The sequence below is a fragment of the Ruegeria sp. AG6 genome, from assembly GCF_056541565.1.
Genome location: NZ_JBQFYQ010000005.1, coordinates 192078 through 211689, shown reverse-complemented (window position 1 = coordinate 211689; position 19612 = coordinate 192078). Strand labels below are relative to the sequence as shown.

The following is a 19612-nucleotide window of genomic DNA, read 5'->3' as shown; positions in this document are numbered from 1 at the left end:
AGCCTCCTGCCTTGCCGCCTAACTGGTCAGAAAATCCGCGCGGCCCAGCAAGGATTGGGTAATGCCCATCGCGGCAAAATGCTCGGTCATACCGGCAAAACCGCTATGCTCTGACGGTGGAATATTCTGCCTTCCGCTCTCGGCCAACAGCCGTGTTTGACGAATGGACAGGTCCACCATCGGCAACGGCTCGTTCCTAGTGAACGCGGCAAGGCCATCCGCATACTCCATTGCGGCATCCCAATCACCACGCGCCAGCATGACGGCGCTGGCATCGGGGAAGAAGTGCAGATGGCTGTGGCCAACACATCCCTCGGCGATGATCTCGGAACCCAGTTTCAAAAGGCGCGTTTGCTCATCCGGGTCCGTTTCGGCCATCGCCAGGGCTGACAGGGCCTTGGGTCCAACAAAGTTCCGGCCATGTTCAAGCGCGATTTCGACTGCTCGCAGACCGGTTTCACGTGCGCGCCCGACCTGGCCGGCATAAACCTGCGTTCTGGCCAAATGTTCCAACGCCTGCGCTTCAAGGCGTTTTGCGCCCACGCGCTCTGCGATTTCGGCCGAAACGCCAAAGGCTTCCAGCGCACGGTCGAGACTGCCCAGAAAGGTCTCGGCCACGCCAAGGCATGTTTGCGCAACACATTCCGGAACGAAAGCGAAATACGTCTGCGAGATTTCAATCGCCTCATTGGCATCTGCTCGGCCCTGCCCGACATCCCCAGTATAGCTGCGCGCCACGCTGAGATTGTGCAGATTGGCTGCAAGGTCCCGAACCAGCCCTTTTTCGCGTGCCCGTTCAGCGGCTTGGGTATAGAACCCCGCCGCCGTCTTCATCGAGGCTTTCATGAAATTGGCGTCGCCAAACCCACTCAGCGCCCCAACCTCAAGGCGCGGGGATTCCAGCTTGCGGGCAAGCGAGAGCGCCCGCTCGTTGGCCTTCAGCGCTTCTTTGTTCCGGCCCAGCGGGAAATAGACGTTGCCGCGCACATAGCTTATCTGGGCCTCATCTTCCTCGGACCCGCAGCGCTGTGCCGCTGCCTCGGCCGTGTCGAGCGCTTCTAGTGCGTCCTGATACAGGCTTGCTTGCCGCGCCGCCTGCGCAAGCCCGATATGGGCCCGGGCGATTTGTTCGTCTGTTTCAGCCAAACCGGCGGCGTCTTTGAACTCGTCCAAAGCTTCGTTTGACAACCCCTGCAACCGATGGGTTTCGCCCCGCGCGCACAGCAGGTCAAATCGGACACCCGCCGGGGACGGCAATTCCAAAGCACGCTCGATCAGCGGGCTGGCATCGTCGAATCGGAAGGCTTGTATCAATTTGTCGGCTGCTTCCAGATAGGCTTGCGCCGCGTTATTGGCCCCGGCCCGGTCCAGATGCTGGGCGCGCAAGGTTGCATCCTTGTCTTCGAACCACTGAGCCGCCTGCCGGTGCAGGCGGGCGCGTTCGGATTTGACCAGTGTTGCATAGGACCCGTCCCGGATCAGCGCGTGGGTAAACATGAAATCGGGCCCTGCCTCTCGGATCAACGCCGAGCGGATAAGGTTGCTGGTATCCAGATGCCCTTCACCCAGAATGAAATTCAGAACTTCGGGCGAGAACCGTTGACCCAGAACCGATGCAGCCTGAATGGCGGTTCGGCTGGCGCGATCCAGTGCGTCCAATCGCGACTGAACGATACCCTGAATACTGCCCGGCACAGTTTCCTGTTTGAGCACATCCGTGTTTCGCAACAGCTGCTCCAGAAACAACGGATTTCCACCGGCGCGCTGGACGCAGGTTTCCAGCAAGTCGCGATCGATGGCCCGGAACTCTTCGACCAGTTGCCTGACGTGCTCTTCTCCCATCGGTGCCAGTTCCAGTTTTGACACCAGCGCGCCATCCGTGGCCATCTGCCAGTTCCTGTCGATCGGATCGCCCTCGGCCCGGCTGGTCATCATCAACACACAGGGCGTGTTCCGCGTCACCGCGGCGATATGAGAACACGCCGCCAGGATGTCGGGCGTCGCCCAGTGGATGTCTTCAATCTGAATAAGCAGGGGCGATTCCCGACTGCTGGCGGAAAGCAGCTCCTCCAGCACCTGACGCCGCCCCCGCAGACGGGTCTTGTTGTCCATCACCGCATAGACCTCGGCCAGGCCCGGATCCTGCTCGAGTTCAAGCAAAGCATTGAGGTGCGCAGCGTTGGAAGGGCTGACCCAGCCCTTGGTAATGGCCTCTTTTGCAACGGCCGCCCCGGTTTCCGCCCCGTCCGACGCCTCAAGCCCCAGAATGCTGCGTGCAACGGTCTGAATGGCTGAATGACCTTCGCGCGCGCCGAAATCCATCACAACGCCGTTGTGGATCGTGTAGGACAGGCTGGTCGCCAATTCCGCCACTTGCTCGGACAGATGGGTTTTTCCAATTCCGGGTTCGCCCAGAACGATGTGCACTTCACCTTTTCCATGGCGTTGGCATCGGTCGAATGTGGCCGAGAAAATCGACATCTCACGCTCGCGCCCGATGAATTTGTGCCGTCTCGTCCGAATGTTCCTGGCCAGCCGGTCCAGACGCCAGACCTCAACCGGCTCGTTCAACCCCTTGATCGCCTTGACCCCGATGGAGTCGCCCACGAACAACGGGCCCAGCGCGCGTTGAATGTCATGTGAGACCAGAGTCTCGCCGCCCCCTGAGATATCTGTCAGCCGAGACGCCAGATTCACCCCATCCCCTGTCACCGTATATTCCGTATGCGACTCGCTGCCTGTCGTACTGGCGATGACCTGACCCGAAGAGATACCGATATGACAGGACAGCGGCGGTGATAACGTCGGAAGAACCGCATGAATTTCAGCTGCCGCCCGTGCTGCCCTTTCCGTGTCATTGGTATGTGAGATCGGCGCTCCGAAAACGGCCATGACCGCATCACCGATATGCTTGTCGATGCGGCCGCCGTATTTTTCGACCACATTGTCCACTTTGCTGAAGAACTGGTTGAGCAGCGCGTGCAGGTCCTCGGCATCCAGCTTGCTGGACATTTTCGTGAACCCGGTCAGGTCCGCAAACATCACCGTGACCTGCCGCCGCGCAGGTTCGTGCGGCGCTGCGGGTTCAGGCTCTGCGGCGATCTGCGCGGAATCAAGTTGCTCGATGGCACGCAAAAGCCGCCGACGATCGCCGACAGCGGTCACACCGATTTCGATCAGATCCTCGGCCGTCAAATCAGGCAGAATGGAAAAGTCGATCTTATTATCAATGAAGGCCTGCGCGTACTCGTTTAATCCATTTGCGCTCAACCAGCCCCTCAGATCTTGAGACATATCGCCCCTCTGAAGTCCCCCACTTCAAGCGAGAACCTAGCATGGCATCGGGCGTGAGTCTGCAAAAACCAAATTAATTTGTGATTTTGAGCAGGGTTAATCCCCTTTTGATGCATTCACAGGCTTGAATTTCCAAACCCACTCGACAGGACAAATGAACGACAGGCCTCCGAGATTTCTCGGAATCGCGACCTTTCCCGCACATAAAGATACACCTCGCGCCTGTCCGGCAAATCCGAAATCGGACGAAAGGCGACTGCGTCCGGGATGAACTGCGCGACGGTCTGCGGCAGGACCGTGATCCACTGGCCTGCCCTGACAGTCGTGATCAGGGAATGCGTGTTGTGGATGGTAACCTCGGCCCTGTCCAGAATTTCTCGGAAAGGCGCGGACTCGATAAAGTCACACAGGGCGTTTCGCACGAAAGGCTGAGCCACCAGATCGCAAATGGCTGGCGGTTCCGCCCGTGTCATCAGCGGATGATCGGACGCTGCAACCAAGCCGAAACGGTCCTGAAACAGCGGCTCTGCACTGACCCCGTTCAGCGGAAAATGGCCGGATGCTATGCCGATATCAGACGTATCCCCGGCGACCGCATCCAGAACCTGCTGCGAATCTCCGTCTCGCAGCTCGATCTTCAGGCCGGGAAAACGAGACGTCATATGGCCCAGCAGGGCAGGAAAGACCAGCGCCCCCACGGACGGCACGGATACGATCCGGATCAACCCGTGCTCGGCCTGTGCCGCCAGTTCAATATTCTGAACAGCTTGATCGAAATCCCGCACCTGTTTGAGCGCAAGGTCGAGAACTTGCTGACCGAGCGGAGTAAGGTGGTTTTTCCGTTCGCCTTCAAACAGTTTCTTGCTAAGATGCTCTTCGAATTGTTTCAACATCATTGAGACCGCGGATTGCGTGCGGCCCAAACGGCTGGCTGCCTCGGCAAGATTTCCGGTTTGGGCCACGGTGCAAAAGCACCGCAGCATCTCTATTTTCACGGCCATGCTTCAATCTTTCTGAAGTTTTCTAAAGTTATTTGAGTTTGACTGATGTCGTCAGCAAGTTCCATTCTTTCGCAAACTGAAATTTGCGAATTTGGGGCCTGACGTGACCAAACTGAATCTGATTGCCGGCGAATGGCTGGCTGGCGAAAGCGAAATCGAAAACCGCAACCCATCGGATCTGAGCGATCTGGTCGGCATGTTCACACAAGCCAGCGCCGACCAGCTTGAGGCGACCCTGGATCAGGCGCGCGTCGCGCAGGCCGAATGGGCCGCCTACGGGCTCGAGCGCAAACAGGCCGTCCTGAACGCCATCGGCAACGAGTTGATGGCCCGCGCCGAAGAGCTGGGTACTTTGCTGAGCCGTGAAGAAGGCAAGCCGCTGGCCGAGGGCAAGGGCGAGGTTTACCGCGCCGGTCAGTTCTTCACTTACTATGCGGCCGAATGCCTGCGACAGATCGGTGAGAACGCCGATTCCGTGCGCCCCGATATCGAGGTGGACGTGCGCCGCGAAGCTGTTGGCGTGGTTGCCATCATCAGCCCGTGGAACTTCCCCACTGCAACCGCCTCGTGGAAGATTGCCCCGGCGCTGTGCTATGGCAACGCGGTTGTGTGGAAGCCCGCCAACATCACCCCTGCCTCGGCCGTGGCCCTGACCGAAATCATCGAACGGCAGGACATCCCGAAAGGTCTGTTCAGCCTGGTGATGGGCTCGGGCCGTTCCATCGGTCAGCGGCTGGTGGAAAGCTCCAAGGTCAATGCGATTTCCTTCACCGGGTCTGTGCCCGTGGGCAAAGGCATCGCCGCCGCCGCGATCCAGAACCTGACCAAGGTGCAGATGGAAATGGGGTCCAAAAACGCGCTGGCCGTGATGGACGACGCCGATCTGGATCTGGCGGTAACTCTGGCGCTGGGCGGGGCATTCGGCGGCACCGGTCAGAAGTGCACCGCTTCGTCGCGTCTGGTGGTTCACGCGGGCATCCATGATGCCTTTGTCGAGAAACTGGTTGCCGGTGCGCAGGCAATGAAAGTGGGTCACGCGCTGGAAGCGGGCGTGCAGATGGGCCCCGTCGTCAGCCAGCAGCAGTTGAATGAAAACCTCGCCTATGTCGAACTGGGCAAATCCGAAGGGGCCGAGCTGGCCTGTGGCGGTCAGCGCCTGGAGATGCCCCATGACGGGTTCTACATGTCGCCGGGCGTGTTCCTGAACACCACCAACGACATGCGCATCAACCGCGAAGAAATGTTTGCGCCCCTGACCAGCGTCATCAAGGTCGGCAGCTATGACGAGGCGCTAAGCGTTGTGAACGACACCAATTTCGGCCTGACCTCGGGCATCGTGACCAAATCGCTGGCCCGCGCCACCCATTTCCGCCGCAACGCGCGCACCGGCGTGGTGACGGTGAACCTGCCCACCGCGGGCACCGATTACCACGTGCCTTTCGGTGGCCGCGGCGACAGCTCGTACGGACCCCGCGAACAGGGAAAGGCGGCGGCTGAATTCTACACGACCGTCAAAACCGCCTATATCAGCGCAGGCCCCGTCTGATGCGGATCGATGGCCTGCAATATGCCAACTGGTCGGAAAAGATCTTTCGCCAGTTGCGCGAAGGGGGCGTGGATGCGATCCACGTCACCATCGCGTATCATGAGAATTTCCGCGAAACGGTACTGAATTTCGAGAAATGGAACCGCTGGTTCGAGCAATACCCGGATCTGATCATGAAAGGCCGGTGGGCCAGCGATATCGACACGGCCCGTAATACGGACCGAACCGCCGTGTTTTTCGGGTTTCAGAACCCGTCGCCCATTGAAGACGATATCGGGCTGGTCGAAATCCTGCACGATCTGGGCGCGCGGTTCATGCAACTGACCTACAACAACCAATCCCTGCTGGCGACAGGTTGCTACGAGGCCGAAGACACCGGCATCACCCGCATGGGCAAGCAGGTCATCAAAGAGATGAACCGCGTGGGCCTTGTGGTCGACATGAGCCATTCGGCAGACCGTTCCACGATCGAGGCGGCTGAAATCTCGGACCGGCCCATCGCGATTACACACGCCAATCCGCACGAATGGTCCCCGGCCCTGCGCAACAAGCGGGATGACGTCATCCGTGCGGTAACGGAAAAAGGTGGGATGCTGGGCTTTTCGGTCTACCCTCACCACCTGAAAGACAAGTCCGATTGCACGCTGGAAAGCTTTTGCGAAATGATCGCACGCACTGCTGACAAACACGGGGCCGAACATCTGGGGATTGGCACTGACTTGTGTCAGGATCAGCCCGACAGCGTCGTGGAATGGATGCGTGTGGGGCGTTGGACAAAAGAGATCGACTATGGCGAAGGCTCGGCCTCGGCTCCGGGATTCCCACCGATGCCGGGTTGGTTTCAGGACAACCGAGACTTTGGCAACATCGAAGAAGGGTTACGCGCGACCGGCCTGAACGATGACGAAGTGGCCGGGATCATGGGCGGGAACTGGTATCGGTTCTTTGCCGAGAACTTCGTCCCACAAAGGTAACCAAATGGAACCATACGCGCAGACAGAGATCGCCAGACGTGACCCATCCACGGTCATGCGGCTGTCACGTTTGGGATCGTTGCACCAATGTCGGCTCAGCTTTATGCGGCAGCTGACGCGTCGCATGGCCGAGGAAAACTGGAGCTTTTCGCGCCCCGCGTTCGAAATTGACAACAAGGGTGTGGGCCATGCGGTCTATACTGCGCAAGGCCCCGATCGGGCTTATTCGCTGGTCGCTTTTGCCCATGACCTGCCACCCGATCAACGATCGGACCGGGTGATTGCCGAGGCCTGGGATGCCACCTTTACCTTGTTTGACGGCATTCCAACGTCAGAGGATATCGACCGTCTGTCGCAGAATGTTCCGTTGCAAGAAGCCGGACGCGTCAGCGAAGCCGAATTGTCCCTGTCGCGGGCGAACCGATCCGTGCGGCTTTGGGCTCATGTGGTGGATCAGCTTGCTGCGGGGCGGCAACCCGACCTCGAACAGATCTACAAGGTCGGCTATCTGATGCGAACCACGGCCGTTTATGGTTCGGGCAAATTCGGCGCGGCGGACCGCGAAAAGACAGCCGGCCGGGCCGAAGTCAGCGGTCCGTTCCAGATCGAGATGCTGTCGGTCTATCTGACCCGCGCCTTTGTGCGCGATCTGGTGCAGCACATGGCGCAGGTCAAAGGCCGAGACCAGACCGCAGAGCTTGATCCGGACATCGCGCGCTGGCTGGGTATCGGGAATTCGACCGGCCTGGGTATGGCGCCGTTCATCGTCAATCACCCGGTGCTGTTCAACAACTGGATCATGGTGCGCGAGGAGGCGATCTCGCGCGTTCGGTCCATTGATGCGGCTTCGGAAGATGAAGCACGTGTCTTTTGCGATGTCTTTGCACGCTGCAAACAGTCAATCGCCTGGTGGCGATCTGAACACCCGGTGCAGATGGAAAAGCTGGCGGCGCTGAATTCGGATCTGCAAGAAATCGAGAAATACCTGGCCAAGGATGATCTGACACAGGATCACCCCTGGAACCGACTGATCCTTTGGTCCGAAGCCGCGCTGACCGAAGAAGGTCAGGAGCTGCTGGCCTCTTTGATCCTTGAACCTTATGGCGCGCTTGTTGACGGGCTTGCGAGCTGCATGGCAGACACCGACGCCTCTGCACAGGTGATTGATGGGACCATGCCGGTATCAGCGGTGCGCACTTTGATCCGGAACAGTTTTGACTGGGCTTTGAACCTTGATTGGGCCGCCGCCGAAAACTGCGCGCGGGCCTGGTACGTATCCGAAGAAAAGCTGGAACCCCGGCTGGGCGAGCGGTTCGAGGAGCCGATCTCGGATTATGAACAACCTCTTGCACCGGCGCGGGATGCAACCTTGGCTTTCGAGGCGTTGCAGAACTGGCCTGATGATGCTCCGATAGCAGAGTTTCTGTTGCGCCATCCGGAACACCGCCACAGCGTGCGCCGCGCGCAAATCAGCCGTATCGCTCCCTACGGTGAAATTCGAGACAACACGATCAGCGCGCAGGTGATGCCCATTGATATGCTGCGCGCCAAACTGTCCTTCTTTGGGGCGACGCATTTCGACCCGCGTTCGGATCGGTGGGTGCGTATCTGCATGTATGCGGGCGCGCCCTACCCGGAAGAGCTGAACACCGCGAACGCCGATCTTTGGGTTTATCCGGAGGTTGTGCAATGACCTTCTCGTTGAACGAAGTGGAAGCCACCGCCAAACGCGCAACCCGTGGGGCTGGATATGCCTGGGGTGTGGCGGAGGAGGCCGCGAAAGCAACCCGATGGCTGTGCGTCCAGGGGTTTGACGGGCCTGCGATCCTGTCCCAGTTGCTTGAGCTAGAATTTGCGCCGCACCTGGAACATCACATCCCAGAGGCCCGGGACGGCGTGTGGACCGGCGCCCGGGATCTGTGCCCCCTTATGACCGGATCGGCATTATCAGATTTCCCGGACGCCCTGTCGCAAGGCAAAGTTCTGATTTCCAATGTTGCCGCACCTCTTCTGTTGCTGCCCTTTGTCGCCACCATGGCAAAAAAGCGGAAATCGACTGTGGAAATCACATTGGACGGGGTTTCCGCGACCACTGATGGTGTTCATCTCAGCTGTGAAGATTTCGGAATGGACAGGGCAAACCGCGTCGGGATAACCGAAGCCGGCAACATCAGACCCACCCGCTCCTTGCACAGCCGCGCTGACCCGGATCCGGGGGCGTGGCAATTCCTCAACACTGTGGCGCATCGCACCTATGCCCCCGCAACAGAAGAATCCCGGCTGCTTGGCGCTGGTGCAGGCTTGTCAGACAACGATTGAAGGACCACCCGATGACCGAAACCAGAACCCTCTCGCTTGCCGAAATCGAAGAGCTGTCATTCAATGCGCTGGTTGCCGCCGGCACAAGCGAAGAAAACGCACGCCCTCTGGCTGTTGCCACAGCCGCGACCGAGGCGGACGGCGTGGCCAGCCATGGGCTGGCGTATATCCCGATCTATTGCGAGCATGTTCAATGCGGCAAGGTGGACGGTCACGCAAAACCGGCCCTTGAAACCCCGCGTCCGGGCCTCATCCGCGTCGATGCCAAAACCGGGTTTGCACATTCGGCCATTGATCTGGGTTTCGAGGCGCTGATCCCTGCGGCACGGGAACAGGGCATCGCCGCATTGGCGATTACAAACAGCTACAATTGCGGTGTGCTGGGCTATCACACGTATCGGCTGGCCCAGGCAGGGCTGGTCGGATTGGGGTTCACCAATGCGCCAGCATCCATCGCACCCTCGGGCGGATCGAAACCTGTTGTTGGGACCAATCCGTTCTCGATCGCTGCACCGGGTACGGATGGTCAACCCGCGCTGCTGATAGATCAAAGCGCCAGCACCATCGCCAAAAGCGAAGTGATGAAGCATGCAAGAGAAGGCAAGGCCATTCCTGTCGGATGGGCGCTGGACGCTGACGGCAACCCGACAACCGACCCTGACGTTGGTTTGAAAGGCAGCATGGCCCCCTCGGGCGGCTACAAGGGCGTGGGTGTTGCTTTGCTGACCGAAGTCATGGCCGCTGCCCTTACCGGATCGACACTTGGGTTGAACGCATCGCCTTTTTCCGGAACGGCCGGTGGCCCCCCGAAGACAGGGCAGTTCTTCATTGCGATTGATCCCGTGGCGTCCTCTGCAGGTTTGTTTTCAAATGCCATGGCAACTCTGGTTGAGTCGATCAGAGCTCAGGACGGCGCGCATCTGCCCGGTGATGGCCGCCGCAAGAGCCGGCTTTCGTCAAGCGAAGCGGGTGTCGCAGTGAACTCCGCAACCCTGTCAAAGATTGAAGCGATTTTGGGCTCCGGCTAGGCGACGGCCTCACCTTCCATTCGGTGCAGTGACCAATTGGCGGCAATCCCCAAAATTGCGCTGGACAATTCAGTCAAAGGATTTGCCTGTCTCTGATTTACAGGCGCGTTGATAGGCAACGGGATATGCGCCTGTATCCCGGGCCGCAAAAAGCGCAAGTCGCGTGTGAAATCCGATATGCGGCGATCCGTGCCGCGCGAAAACGTTCGGCAGACAAAAAGACTGGCAGCGCGTTGAAACCCGACAAGACCGATGTCTCACGGTCTTTCTATCGGCTGTCGTGACGTGTTGGCGTTGAAACACAACTGGGCCAGACCCAAATCGCCGCTCGCTGCACGACCCAAGAACCTGTGATTCTCGCTGCCATTCGCTGCGCATGCTGCCAAGGACAGCCAAAGCAGCGATTTAGCGGAGTATCCGGCACTTGGCGGTCGTTGCGCAAAAAAGTTGCAAAACGGTCCGTTTGATTGCCTGCAGCAAGCCACATTGCGGCTCTACTGCAGGCTCTGCCTCTCAACTTTCCAGGAAATCGGATATGACTGTAGCGGCCTGTTTCAGTCTCGGAGCAAAAAGGGGCGCACTCCAAAACCCGGTCAGTATTGAATGCTCATTGACAGGCTTTGCGACGAGAGTTCCTTCTCAACGACCCTGGTCTCGTCGATCACGCAAGTAGCAGTTTTTTCACCAGATACATCCAGTCTCACATAGTAAGTTCATGGCCATCCCATTTTGTTGTTTAAGTCGCTGCAATCATTGCAGCGTCCCAGCCGATGACCGCATCTCAATTGCTCAAAACGCTACATCTGTCCGATGAGCTCTGGCTTCAGACCCCAGGTTCAACAGTCAAGGTTATTCTGCCGCGATCGCCTTCTCTTGCCGTCTCTCGACGTCTTCGATCAGCAGCGTGCGGGTTGGGAACGGAATATTGATATCGGCTTCGTCCAGCGCCTCTTTGACTTTGCGCTTCATGTCCGCCTGGTATTGGAAGTAGTCCGAAGACTTGCACCACACGCGGACAAGAAAATCGACGCTGCTGCTGCCAAGATTGTTCACCTGGATGAACGGTTCGGGATCAGCCAGCGAACGGGCGTCCGACATGATCGTCTCGCGAATGACGCGCTCGGCCTCCGCCAAGTTGACGCCGTATCCAACGCCGAACGTCCACTCGGCACGACGGGTCTCGTAGACGGAATAGTTCTTGATGGTGTTTCCCCACACCTCGGCGTTGGGAACGATAACCTTGACGTTCCCCATATCCGCAATTTCGGTGTAGTTCAGGGTGATATCTTTTACGGTTCCGAGCACGCCATTCACGTCAACGAAATCGCCGATCTTGAGCGGTCGGAACAGGATGATCATCACGCCGGCTGCAACGTTGGACAATGTGCCTTGCAGGGCAAGACCAATGGCCAATCCCGCGGCACCGATCAGCGCGATGATCGACGTCGTCTGCACCCCAAACGTGTTCAGAATGAACAGCCCCGTAAACGCCAGGATCGTATAGCGCGCCAGATTGCCAAGAAAGTTGAAAAGCGTGTCGTCCAGACGTTCCGAGTTTTCACCGACGCCCCGGATCTTCCGGCCGACATATCTTGAAATCACAATCCCAAGAACCAATAGAATCAGCGCCGCGATCGCGTTCGCGACGAGGCCAAGAAGGGCCTCGAGCGTCAGCAGGTCGCTCAGCGATTTCCCGTCATACAGCTCGGTATTCAGAACTTGTGACAGTTTGGCCCAAACGGTGTTCGTCACGGTCTCTGCGGTCTGTGCAATCTCGTTTTCCATGATGTTCCTCGTGTTTCATCGCCTGAGTTTTTTTCTTGCAGCGCGGTCCTGCCGCGTCAGACCTCGATCACGGCGCTAGAGGCAAAGAACATGGCCTGGCTGACGGCCGATTTGACCTGTTCTTCGGTGTAGGGTTTGGAAATCAAAAAGGCCGGTTCGGGCCCTTTGCCCGTCAGTAGGCGCTCGGGGAAGGCGGTGATGAAAATGACGGGGCAATCGCCGTGCTGGGCAATGATGCGGTTCACGGCATCGATTCCGCTGGACTTGTCCGCCAGTTGAATGTCCGACAGGATCAGGTCGAACGGCTCGCGCTCGGCCAAGTCAATGGCGGCCGTCTCGGTGCGTGCGACCCCTGTGACCCGGTGGCCTAGGTCGGTCACCATCGTTTCAAGATCCATCGCGATGATTGCTTCGTCTTCGATGATCAAAATGCGCCCAGAAGTGTGGCGGGCCATTTCCTCGTAGGCGATATCGATCAGCTTCTGAGCCTCGGCGGGTTCTATCTGCATGATTGCGGCGATATCGCTGACCGAGAACTCTTCGACCGTGCGCAGCAGCAAGGCCTCGCGCGTATTGGGCGTCAGGCGTGCCAACTGGGCGTGAGCGCGCGATTGAATGTCAGAACTGCCGCCATCGGCGTCAACGGGCATTCCCGACGTTGACCAAATACCGTGAAAAACACGAAACAGCGCGACCCGCGGCGCGAGATCGGCATCGAACTGGGCGGGATCTGCAAGGATCGCTTCAAGCGATGCAGCGGCGTAGGCGTCGCCACTGTCCTGTGAGCCGGTGAGGGCACGGGCATAACGGCGCAGAAACGGCAAGAGCGGGCCAATTTTATCTGCGACGGAAACTCCGGTCAGCTCGGTCATCTATGTTTTCCTCATTTTTTTCTCTAAACTCGGGAACCAAACGCATACTGGGGCGTTATGGTTCCAGCAAAAGTAAAAATTTTTGATGATGCCATGACAAAACCACAGCCAAGCCGAAGCCATCGGCAAGAAATAGAGCAAAGGATCGACGAGAACCTCAAGCGGGCTTTCGATGAGGTAGCCAACGAACCGGTTCCGGATCGATTCGTCGATCTTCTTGAAAAACTTCGCAATCAGACCAGTGTTCCCAAAAGCGGTGACACGGGAGGCTCGGATGGTTGATCCGCGAGAAGAGCTTGTCGAACATATTGGTGCGATGCGTGCCTTTGCGATCAGCCTGTGCCGAAACGGCGCCACTGCCGATGACATCGTGCAGGACGCATTGATCAAGGCATGGAGCAATATCGACTCGTTCCAGGAAGGCACCAACATGCGGGCGTGGTTGTTCACCATCGTCCGGAACACCTATTTTTCGTTGCACCGCAAGCGCAAGCGCGAAGTCGAGGATGTGGATGGCGCCATGGCCGAGAGCCTGTCGCAAAAGCCCGACCATGACGGACGGCTGGCGTTGAAGGATTTTGCGGTTGCATTTGACCAACTGACGGATGAACAGCGGGAAGCGTTGGTGCTGGTCGGTGCACAAGGGTTTTCCTATGAGGAAGCTGCCGAGATGTGTGGCGTCGCCCTTGGAACGATCAAAAGCCGGGTGAACCGGGCCCGCGCGCAACTGGCCGAACTGATGGGTTTGGAAGATGACGAACCCATCGAATTGACTGATGCGGTGACGGCGGCGATCGTTCAGACGCAACCGGCGGCCTGACGATCGATGGGTGCGAAACCGCGCAGCCTGACCGTCTATCTTGCCGCGCTGGTCACCCTGGCGCTTTTGCCTTTGGGGCTGATTGCGGTATTGCAGACACGCGCTGTGATTACCGAGGCCGACGAAAGATCTCGGGCCTCGGTTTTGGCGCGCACGATCGAAGCTGCCACCCGCGAACGGGAGCTTCTGCAGAAAGCTGTTGGTGCCAGTTCGGGACTTACAGCCGCGCTTGGGGAGGGAAGCCTGGACAATGCCGCTTGTTCGGACCTCATGCGCCGGTTCGTTGAACGCCAGCCCGAGTTCGTATTTGCCGGATTCATCCAGCCAAATGGGATTATGGCCTGCTCGACCGTCGAGAAGGACATCGATTTGTCGGACGCGCCCGGTTTCGGGCAGATCTCGGAAAATCCGCAGCTTACTTTTTCTGTCAGTCGTGCCGGGGCGGCGACAGGGCAATCAGTGATCATCGTAACCCAGCCGGTCATGAACAGGACCGAGCTTATGGGGTTCGTTTCCATCTCGATACCTCATGCGCTGGCGCGCACGCCCATGGATGTTGGCAACATTGGTAGTGACGTGGTCATCGCCCTGTTCGACGCGACCGGAGAAGTGCTGTCATCAAATGTGGGCTTGGATGAGGTCAAACCATTCCTACCGCCCGCGAAAGAAAACCTGTTGGTTCTGTCCAGTTCCGGCAAAACATTTTCGGCTAAAACGGCCGACGGAGAGGATCGGGTTTTTGCAGTTGCCAGCATCATTCCGGGCGAAGTCGCCGTGATTGGCAGTTGGCCACGCGAGGCGGCGCTGGCCTCTGTCGGTGCAGGCAGCACTGCCCTGACCATTGCTTTTCCGATCCTGATGTGGGTGACCGGTCTGGGAGTTGCCTTGTGGGGCCTGCATCGATTGGTGATCCGGCATCTCGACAGCTTGCGTTCGGCCGTGCGTCGTTTCGCGTTGGGCGAGCGCGACCCGATTGAAAGCCTCGCAGGCGCCCCGCAGGAGTTTCAGCAAATACAGACTGCATTCAACCGCATGGTCTTGTTGATCCGCGAGGCTGAGGCGCAGCACGAACGCGACCTTGTCGAAAAAACGCTCTTGTTGCGCGAGGTACACCATCGCGTCAAAAACAATCTTCAACTGATCGCTTCGATCATGAACATGCATTTGCGCAAGGCCGAAACCACCGAGGCCCGGCGCTTGCTGGAACAGTTGCAGCGTCGGGTTCGCGGCCTGGCCATGGTGCACCAGAGCTTGAACCAGAACTCGCAGATGACGACGATCAACACCGAGGCACTGATCGGACATTTGGTCGCCGAACTGACGCATCGACCGCCAATTCTGGGTCAGGTGGTCGAGGTTGACTGCCGGATCGCGCCTGTCGAACTGGGGCAGGATCAGGCAGTCACGCTGTCGATGCTGGTGGCCGAGGCACTGACGAACGCGGTCAAATACGTAGGCGTTCCGCAGAACGGACCGCCGACAATTTCGGTGGAATTGACCCGACCCGAGGAGAACACCCTGCACCTGAAAATCTCCAACACGCGCGGGCAGACAGACGACGGTGCGGATATGTTCCATAGCGGCGGGATCGGTCAGCGGCTGATGCAGGCCTTCCTCCGCCAATTGGACGGTTCCGAAGACATAACCGAGACGTCATCGCATTATGTGTATGAGGTGACGTTCGAAATCTCCGAAGTAGAAGCGGATAGCGAACCACAGTCCATTGCGGATGAGAGAGGCGGTAATGCCCGTGCCGCAGCAGAATGACTTTGAGGTCCTGATCACGGCCGAGCAAGCCTGGCCCGCCTTGGAAAAAGCGGTTCTTGAGGCCCGGCACCAGATCAAGGCAAGTTTTCGGATATTCGATTTCATGACACGGCTGCGCAGCGACGAGGCGCGCCAGATTGGGGAAACCTGGTTTGACCTGATCGAGCATGTCATTCGCAAGGGTGTAACGTTTCATTTGGTCATCAGCGACTTCGATCCGATCTTCGCGACCGAGTTGCACGAGCTGAGCTGGCGCACGAAACGGCAGGCGGTTGCGCTGGCGGAAATCCTGGGTCCAGAAATCGCCTCGCACTTGACCGTTCGCGTGTCCATGCACCCGGCGCAGGCTGGCGCATTGCCGTGGGCCGCGCTGTTGCCGGCGGTTCTTCGGAAAAAGGCGCAGCGGATTCAGAAGCTGTCCCGCGAACGACGCGAACGGCAGGCAGTACGGCTGGGGTCGGACACGTTACCCCGGCTTCACACCGTGTCGCACCATCAGAAAGTCGCCGTGATCGACAATGAGATCTGCTACCTCGGCGGATTGGACTTGAACGAAAGGCGCTTTGACACACCGGATCACGATCGTCTGGCCAAAAACACCTGGTCAGACGTTCAGTTGCTTGTCCGCGGACCCGAGGCCGCCGAGGCCGCGCGCCATATCGACCGGTTCGAACATGAAATCGCAACCGGACAACCGGACCCTCAGGCAACCCACCTGCGCCGCACCCTGTCCAGCCCGCGCCGGTTTGCGTTCTGGCGGCTGTCGCCAAAGACCATCGCGCATGAGATCGAGGATGAGCACATAGCCGCCTTTCAAGCCGCGCGGCAACTTCTGCACATCGAGACCCAGTATTTCAGATCGACTCGATTGGCCGAGGCTCTGGCTGAGGCGGGCCTTAACAAGCAGGACCTGAAACTGGTGCTTGTTCTGCCAGCTTTACCCGAGGAAGTGGCCTTTGGCGGGCATGACGGACTGGACGCGCAATTCGGGTTGGACCTTCAAGCCAAATGCCTGGAGATCATCCAGCAGGGGTTCCAAGACCGTGTATCGCTTTCGACCCCGGTCCAGCCGATTTCCGCAAGCGGGGCCGATGACCGCGCCGAGGTTCTGAGCGGGTCTCCGATAATTCACGTTCACAACAAAGTTCTGGTGGTGGATGACAATCATGCCTTGGTCGGGTCCGCCAACCTGAACGGACGGTCTTTGCGGTGGGACACAGAAGTCGCCCTTCGGGTCACCGACCGGCAGCGGGTGGCGGTTCTGCGACAAGCCTTGGTGGACCATTGGTGGTTCTCGGATGATCTGAGCAAACAGATCGAGCCCGATGCCATGTTCGCGTGGTGGGGGCGAGAGGTTCAGGCCAACGGTGTGCGGCGCCCCGAAGCGCGCAGCGGCTTCCTCGTCCCGCATGACGCCGACGTTGCGCGCGACATGCGGCAACCGCTGCCCGGGGTAACTGAAAACATCGTCTAGCTGGTTGTGATCGGGCTCATGACCTTGGGGTTCATCAACACGCCGAACCACAGCAAGATCGGCAGCGCGACGATGGCGCCGACCGGCCCCCAAAGCCAAAGCCCAAAGATGATGGCGATGAACACGACCAGCGGATTCACCTGCAGACGTTGGCCAACGAAGGCGGGTGTTACGAATTGTGCTTCAGAAAGATTGATCGCCAGGAAAACCAGGGGAGGCAACAGGGCCGCGGCTCCACCGAACTGGGTTAAACCGGCGATCAGAAGGCCGGTCAGGATCATCAGCGGGCCGAGATACAGCACAAAATTCAGAAGGCCGGCGGCCACCCCCCAGATTACGGCGTCATTGATGCCGATCAGCCCCAAGGCCACAGCCGTAACAGTCCCAAGGCCGATATTGACCAACGTCACGGCAGCGAAATAGCGATAGACCGCGCGGTCAGCCAGATACAGCCGCTCTTTCAGGGGACCGGCTGCGGCATAGAGCTCGGGCCGGGTCAAAACGAAAAAGAACAGCGTGCCGATGAAAATCAGGATCTTTGATCCGAAATTGGGCGCCAGCCACAAGGCATCCATCACTGACGGAAGGGCGGACTCCGTTTCCGCTGCCCCATCGGCGCCGACGGTTTCCTCGATCTCGCGTCCAAGCGTTTCGATGCCCCGAATGAACTCGGACATCGCGGCGACCCAAGAGCGCAACTCGCGTTTGATGGCGGGCAACTGTTCGACCAGCGTGGACAGCAACGGTTCAAGCAGAAGGAACCCCGCGACGATGACGGTGCTGGTCACGAACAGCAGTGCCGAGGCGGATATCACACGCGGGCAACCGACCTTCTCAAGCTTGTCGGCAAGCGGGGCGACCACGACCCCCAAAACCAAAGCGAATGTGATCGGAGCGACGATGGACCGGGTCAGGTACAAAGCGGTGATGCTGGCGATCCCGGTCAGGATCGCCAGCATTGCACGCAAGGCCGATGGAGAGCTGAAAGCAGTTGGCATGGGCGCGCTTCACTGACTGCGCAAAGCGCCAGAGGCCCGATCTGCCGCGTCATCCAGCCGTACATTGGCCGCGGCATGCAGCTTGTCCAGTTCTTCGTTCAAAACCTTTTGGGCGTGACGCATCAGCTGATCGCGCCGATGGCCCAGCAGCTCGTCCTCTTTGCGAGTGTTGGGCAGCAGAGCGCCAGCCAGAATACCTACGCCCAGCGCCAATGCGCCGGCCGCCAGCGGCTGATCATGGACGAAGGTCTGCGAGGCCTTCGCCGCCTTCCGCGCACGCTTCTCGACCGCTTGCTGCGCACCGATTGCGGCCTTGCGCGCTTCGATCACACGGGCACGGGCTTGGGGTGAGAGCTTGTCCAGACCACGTTCCAAGGCGGCGGACAACACGCTGGCAGATTGGCTGTTTTCAGTCATTCCTGTCATCTCCTGTTTCATGCGGCTGTCAGCGTCGGCGACACGCCGGTCAAACCCGTCGAAGGCCTGCTGCGGAGGTACGGCCTGGGGCGGGGATTGAGTTCTTTTTGCGCCAGACCCGGGACCCGCAACCAAAAGGGCTGCTCCTGCACCGAGCAGAGCAAAGGCGGCCGGATTTTTTTGAGCCGCGGACCAGAGTTGCGCACCGATCTGCCCGCCAAAGGCTTCGAGCGTCGATTTCGCCTCGTCTGCCAGGCGTGGCGGTGCCAGCGTATCCGACAGAGCATTCAGCGAGCGTGCAAGAGCGCTGCGTTCGTATGCGATCTGCGTTTCAAGAGGTGTCAGGTCAGACATGGGTCGACTCCTTCATCGCTTCGATGTCGCGCTGCAGGTTTTTCATGGTTTGCTCGGGGACCAGCGCGGTGGCGGACAGGCGGGACCGGCCAAAAAACGCCAGGCACGCAGCAACCAGAACGAAACCCGCGCCAACGAGCAACGAGGCCATACCCACCGACAGTCCATTGGCGGCGACATACGCGACCAGGGCTGTGGCCATGAGGTTCAGCGCGATCATCAACAGGATCAGAGCAATGCCAATGCAGGCCAGCCCTAAGCCCGCTCGCGTCAGGTTTCGGGACAACTCCTCCTTGGCAAGCTTTACCTCAGCCTGAAGCAAACCCGACAGATGTTTGAGCGCGTTTGCCACAAGCCCCGGTGCAGATCGCAGATCGTTGGGGTTATGCATCGCGGCCACCATTCATCCGCGCCAGCGCGCTGGTGTGGCCCGACGTATCGACCGAGGTCCCATGCAGCAGCGACGGATCAATATCCCAAGGATCTGCCCCAAAAGATGCGGACTGGGCCGCGCCCGTATTGCGCGCGCTCAGGAAACGGGCTGCAGCAAACCCGGCCAAGGCAGCCGATCCGACGAACAACAGCGGGTTTTCGCGGGCGAAATCAGACACCTTTCGGCTCATACTGGACAAGTCGGCAGAGCGGACTTGCCCAGCCACAGCTTCCATGTTGTCCGCAATCCTCGACAAGACCTGATGCTGCACCGATTGGTCGGGAAATGCATCGGCAGCGGCGTCGGCTGCATGAGCGGCGCTCTCAACCTCCTGCGCTGCGCTGTCCTTCAGTGATTCGGCCCGGGCCGAGGCCTCGGCGGTCACGGTGTCCTTGACCTTGCCGGCCAGATCCTGGGCATGGGCTTTCGCTTTCTCCGTGGTCTCGGTTCGACGTGGCATGGTTCGATCTCCTGTGTTGAGGTCTCGGTCCCCCAACGCATGGAAGGCGAGATTGTTCCCAAGACCAGTT

17 protein-coding genes and 1 pseudogene are annotated in these 19612 nt (G+C 59.1%); 10 read left to right on the top strand and 8 right to left on the bottom strand.

Annotation, left to right across the window (positions count from 1 at the left end):
• Positions 1–18: 18 nt before the first annotated feature.
• On the bottom strand, positions 19–3294 hold the full coding sequence (locus ACR0I0_RS13225; protein ID WP_480491780.1) for an adenylate/guanylate cyclase domain-containing protein: 3276 nt from the start codon (positions 3292–3294) through the stop codon (positions 19–21).
• A gap of 116 nt (positions 3295–3410) precedes the next feature.
• The gene (locus ACR0I0_RS13220; protein WP_480491778.1) at positions 3411–4295 is read right to left on the bottom strand and encodes a LysR family transcriptional regulator; all 885 of its coding nucleotides are present in this window, start codon (positions 4293–4295) and stop codon (positions 3411–3413) included.
• A gap of 103 nt (positions 4296–4398) precedes the next feature.
• Here ACR0I0_RS13220 and ACR0I0_RS13215 point away from each other — a divergent pair, with 103 nt between their 5' ends.
• From ACR0I0_RS13215 to ACR0I0_RS13190, 6 genes and pseudogenes are all read left to right on the top strand, one after another.
• Complete coding sequence (locus ACR0I0_RS13215) at positions 4399–5841, top strand: aldehyde dehydrogenase family protein (protein ID WP_480491776.1); 1443 nt, start codon at positions 4399–4401, stop codon at positions 5839–5841.
• The gene (locus tag ACR0I0_RS13210) at positions 5841–6815 is read left to right on the top strand and encodes a membrane dipeptidase (RefSeq protein ID WP_480491774.1); all 975 of its coding nucleotides are present in this window, start codon (positions 5841–5843) and stop codon (positions 6813–6815) included. Before ACR0I0_RS13215 ends, ACR0I0_RS13210 begins: the two co-directional genes overlap by 1 nt.
• Before the next feature lie 4 nt (positions 6816–6819).
• Positions 6820–8508, top strand: a complete 1689-nt coding sequence (locus tag ACR0I0_RS13205) for a hypothetical protein (protein ID WP_480491772.1) — start codon at positions 6820–6822, stop codon at positions 8506–8508.
• The gene (locus ACR0I0_RS13200) at positions 8505–9134 is read left to right on the top strand and encodes a DUF3726 domain-containing protein (RefSeq protein ID WP_480491770.1); all 630 of its coding nucleotides are present in this window, start codon (positions 8505–8507) and stop codon (positions 9132–9134) included. Before ACR0I0_RS13205 ends, ACR0I0_RS13200 begins: the two co-directional genes overlap by 4 nt.
• A gap of 11 nt (positions 9135–9145) precedes the next feature.
• Positions 9146–10162, top strand: a complete 1017-nt coding sequence (locus tag ACR0I0_RS13195) for an Ldh family oxidoreductase (RefSeq protein ID WP_480491768.1) — start codon at positions 9146–9148, stop codon at positions 10160–10162.
• A 96-nt stretch (positions 10163–10258) separates the two neighbouring features.
• A pseudogene (locus ACR0I0_RS13190) lies at positions 10259–10460 on the top strand (IS5/IS1182 family transposase); the annotation flags it as partial.
• Between the two features lie 551 nt (positions 10461–11011).
• Here ACR0I0_RS13190 and ACR0I0_RS13185 read toward each other — a convergent pair.
• Positions 11012–11947 (bottom strand): mechanosensitive ion channel family protein, encoded by a 936-nt coding sequence (locus ACR0I0_RS13185; protein ID WP_171635528.1) that lies wholly within the window; start codon positions 11945–11947, stop codon positions 11012–11014.
• Between the two features lie 56 nt (positions 11948–12003).
• Positions 12004–12819, bottom strand: a complete 816-nt coding sequence (locus ACR0I0_RS13180; RefSeq protein WP_171635526.1) for a response regulator — start codon at positions 12817–12819, stop codon at positions 12004–12006.
• Positions 12820–12876: 57 nt separating this feature from the next.
• Here ACR0I0_RS13180 and ACR0I0_RS13175 point away from each other — a divergent pair, with 57 nt between their 5' ends.
• From ACR0I0_RS13175 to ACR0I0_RS13160, 4 genes are read left to right on the top strand one after another with little or no spacing between them, the layout of a single operon-like run.
• Positions 12877–13101, top strand: coding sequence for a NepR family anti-sigma factor (locus ACR0I0_RS13175; RefSeq protein ID WP_245218085.1), 225 nt, complete (start codon positions 12877–12879; stop codon positions 13099–13101).
• On the top strand, positions 13094–13639 hold the full coding sequence (locus ACR0I0_RS13170; protein ID WP_171635524.1) for an RNA polymerase sigma factor: 546 nt from the start codon (positions 13094–13096) through the stop codon (positions 13637–13639). The genes ACR0I0_RS13175 and ACR0I0_RS13170 overlap by 8 nt, the downstream gene beginning before the upstream one ends.
• 6 nt (positions 13640–13645) lie before the next feature.
• A complete protein-coding gene (locus ACR0I0_RS13165) occupies positions 13646–15406 on the top strand; it encodes a sensor histidine kinase (protein WP_480491766.1) in 1761 nt (586 codons plus the stop codon).
• Positions 15384–16880, top strand: a complete 1497-nt coding sequence (locus tag ACR0I0_RS13160; protein WP_480491764.1) for a phospholipase D family protein — start codon at positions 15384–15386, stop codon at positions 16878–16880. The genes ACR0I0_RS13165 and ACR0I0_RS13160 overlap by 23 nt, the downstream gene beginning before the upstream one ends.
• On the opposite strand, the gene ACR0I0_RS13155 is transcribed toward ACR0I0_RS13160, so the two are convergent.
• The 4 genes from ACR0I0_RS13155 to ACR0I0_RS13140 are packed head-to-tail and all read right to left on the bottom strand — an operon-like array spanning position 16877 to position 19542.
• Positions 16877–17878 carry an AI-2E family transporter gene (locus ACR0I0_RS13155; protein WP_480491762.1) on the bottom strand — a complete coding sequence of 334 codons (1002 nt, stop codon included), beginning with the start codon at positions 17876–17878 and terminating at the stop codon, positions 16877–16879. The two genes, ACR0I0_RS13160 and ACR0I0_RS13155, sit on opposite strands and share 4 nt — an antisense overlap.
• A 9-nt stretch (positions 17879–17887) precedes the next feature.
• The gene (locus ACR0I0_RS13150; protein WP_480491761.1) at positions 17888–18649 is read right to left on the bottom strand and encodes a DUF3618 domain-containing protein; all 762 of its coding nucleotides are present in this window, start codon (positions 18647–18649) and stop codon (positions 17888–17890) included.
• Complete coding sequence (locus ACR0I0_RS13145; protein ID WP_480491759.1) at positions 18642–19040, bottom strand: phage holin family protein; 399 nt, start codon at positions 19038–19040, stop codon at positions 18642–18644. The genes ACR0I0_RS13150 and ACR0I0_RS13145 overlap by 8 nt, the downstream gene beginning before the upstream one ends.
• On the bottom strand, positions 19033–19542 hold the full coding sequence (locus ACR0I0_RS13140) for a hypothetical protein (protein WP_480491757.1): 510 nt from the start codon (positions 19540–19542) through the stop codon (positions 19033–19035). Before ACR0I0_RS13140 ends, ACR0I0_RS13145 begins: the two co-directional genes overlap by 8 nt.
• Positions 19543–19612 lie beyond the last annotated feature (70 nt).

Bases quoted from the DNA above. Each gene is read 5' to 3' on its own strand.
- ACR0I0_RS13205 (WP_480491772.1), top strand. From the start codon at position 6,820: ATGGAACCATACGCGCAGACAGAGATCGCCAGACGTGACCCATCCACG.
- ACR0I0_RS13145 (WP_480491759.1), bottom strand. From the start codon at position 19,040: ATGCATAACCCCAACGATCTGCGATCTGCACCGGGGCTTGTGGCAAAC.
- ACR0I0_RS13150 (WP_480491761.1), bottom strand. From the start codon at position 18,649: ATGTCTGACCTGACACCTCTTGAAACGCAGATCGCATACGAACGCAGC.
- ACR0I0_RS13225 (WP_480491780.1), bottom strand. From the start codon at position 3,294: ATGTCTCAAGATCTGAGGGGCTGGTTGAGCGCAAATGGATTAAACGAG.
- ACR0I0_RS13155 (WP_480491762.1), bottom strand. From the start codon at position 17,878: ATGCCAACTGCTTTCAGCTCTCCATCGGCCTTGCGTGCAATGCTGGCG.
- ACR0I0_RS13220 (WP_480491778.1), bottom strand. From the start codon at position 4,295: ATGGCCGTGAAAATAGAGATGCTGCGGTGCTTTTGCACCGTGGCCCAA.
- ACR0I0_RS13160 (WP_480491764.1), top strand. From the start codon at position 15,384: ATGCCCGTGCCGCAGCAGAATGACTTTGAGGTCCTGATCACGGCCGAG.
- ACR0I0_RS13210 (WP_480491774.1), top strand. From the start codon at position 5,841: ATGCGGATCGATGGCCTGCAATATGCCAACTGGTCGGAAAAGATCTTT.
- ACR0I0_RS13170 (WP_171635524.1), top strand. From the start codon at position 13,094: ATGGTTGATCCGCGAGAAGAGCTTGTCGAACATATTGGTGCGATGCGT.
- ACR0I0_RS13165 (WP_480491766.1), top strand. From the start codon at position 13,646: ATGGGTGCGAAACCGCGCAGCCTGACCGTCTATCTTGCCGCGCTGGTC.
- ACR0I0_RS13200 (WP_480491770.1), top strand. From the start codon at position 8,505: ATGACCTTCTCGTTGAACGAAGTGGAAGCCACCGCCAAACGCGCAACC.
- ACR0I0_RS13180 (WP_171635526.1), bottom strand. From the start codon at position 12,819: ATGACCGAGCTGACCGGAGTTTCCGTCGCAGATAAAATTGGCCCGCTC.
- ACR0I0_RS13175 (WP_245218085.1), top strand. From the start codon at position 12,877: ATGGTTCCAGCAAAAGTAAAAATTTTTGATGATGCCATGACAAAACCA.
- ACR0I0_RS13195 (WP_480491768.1), top strand. From the start codon at position 9,146: ATGACCGAAACCAGAACCCTCTCGCTTGCCGAAATCGAAGAGCTGTCA.
- ACR0I0_RS13140 (WP_480491757.1), bottom strand. From the start codon at position 19,542: ATGCCACGTCGAACCGAGACCACGGAGAAAGCGAAAGCCCATGCCCAG.
- ACR0I0_RS13185 (WP_171635528.1), bottom strand. From the start codon at position 11,947: ATGGAAAACGAGATTGCACAGACCGCAGAGACCGTGACGAACACCGTT.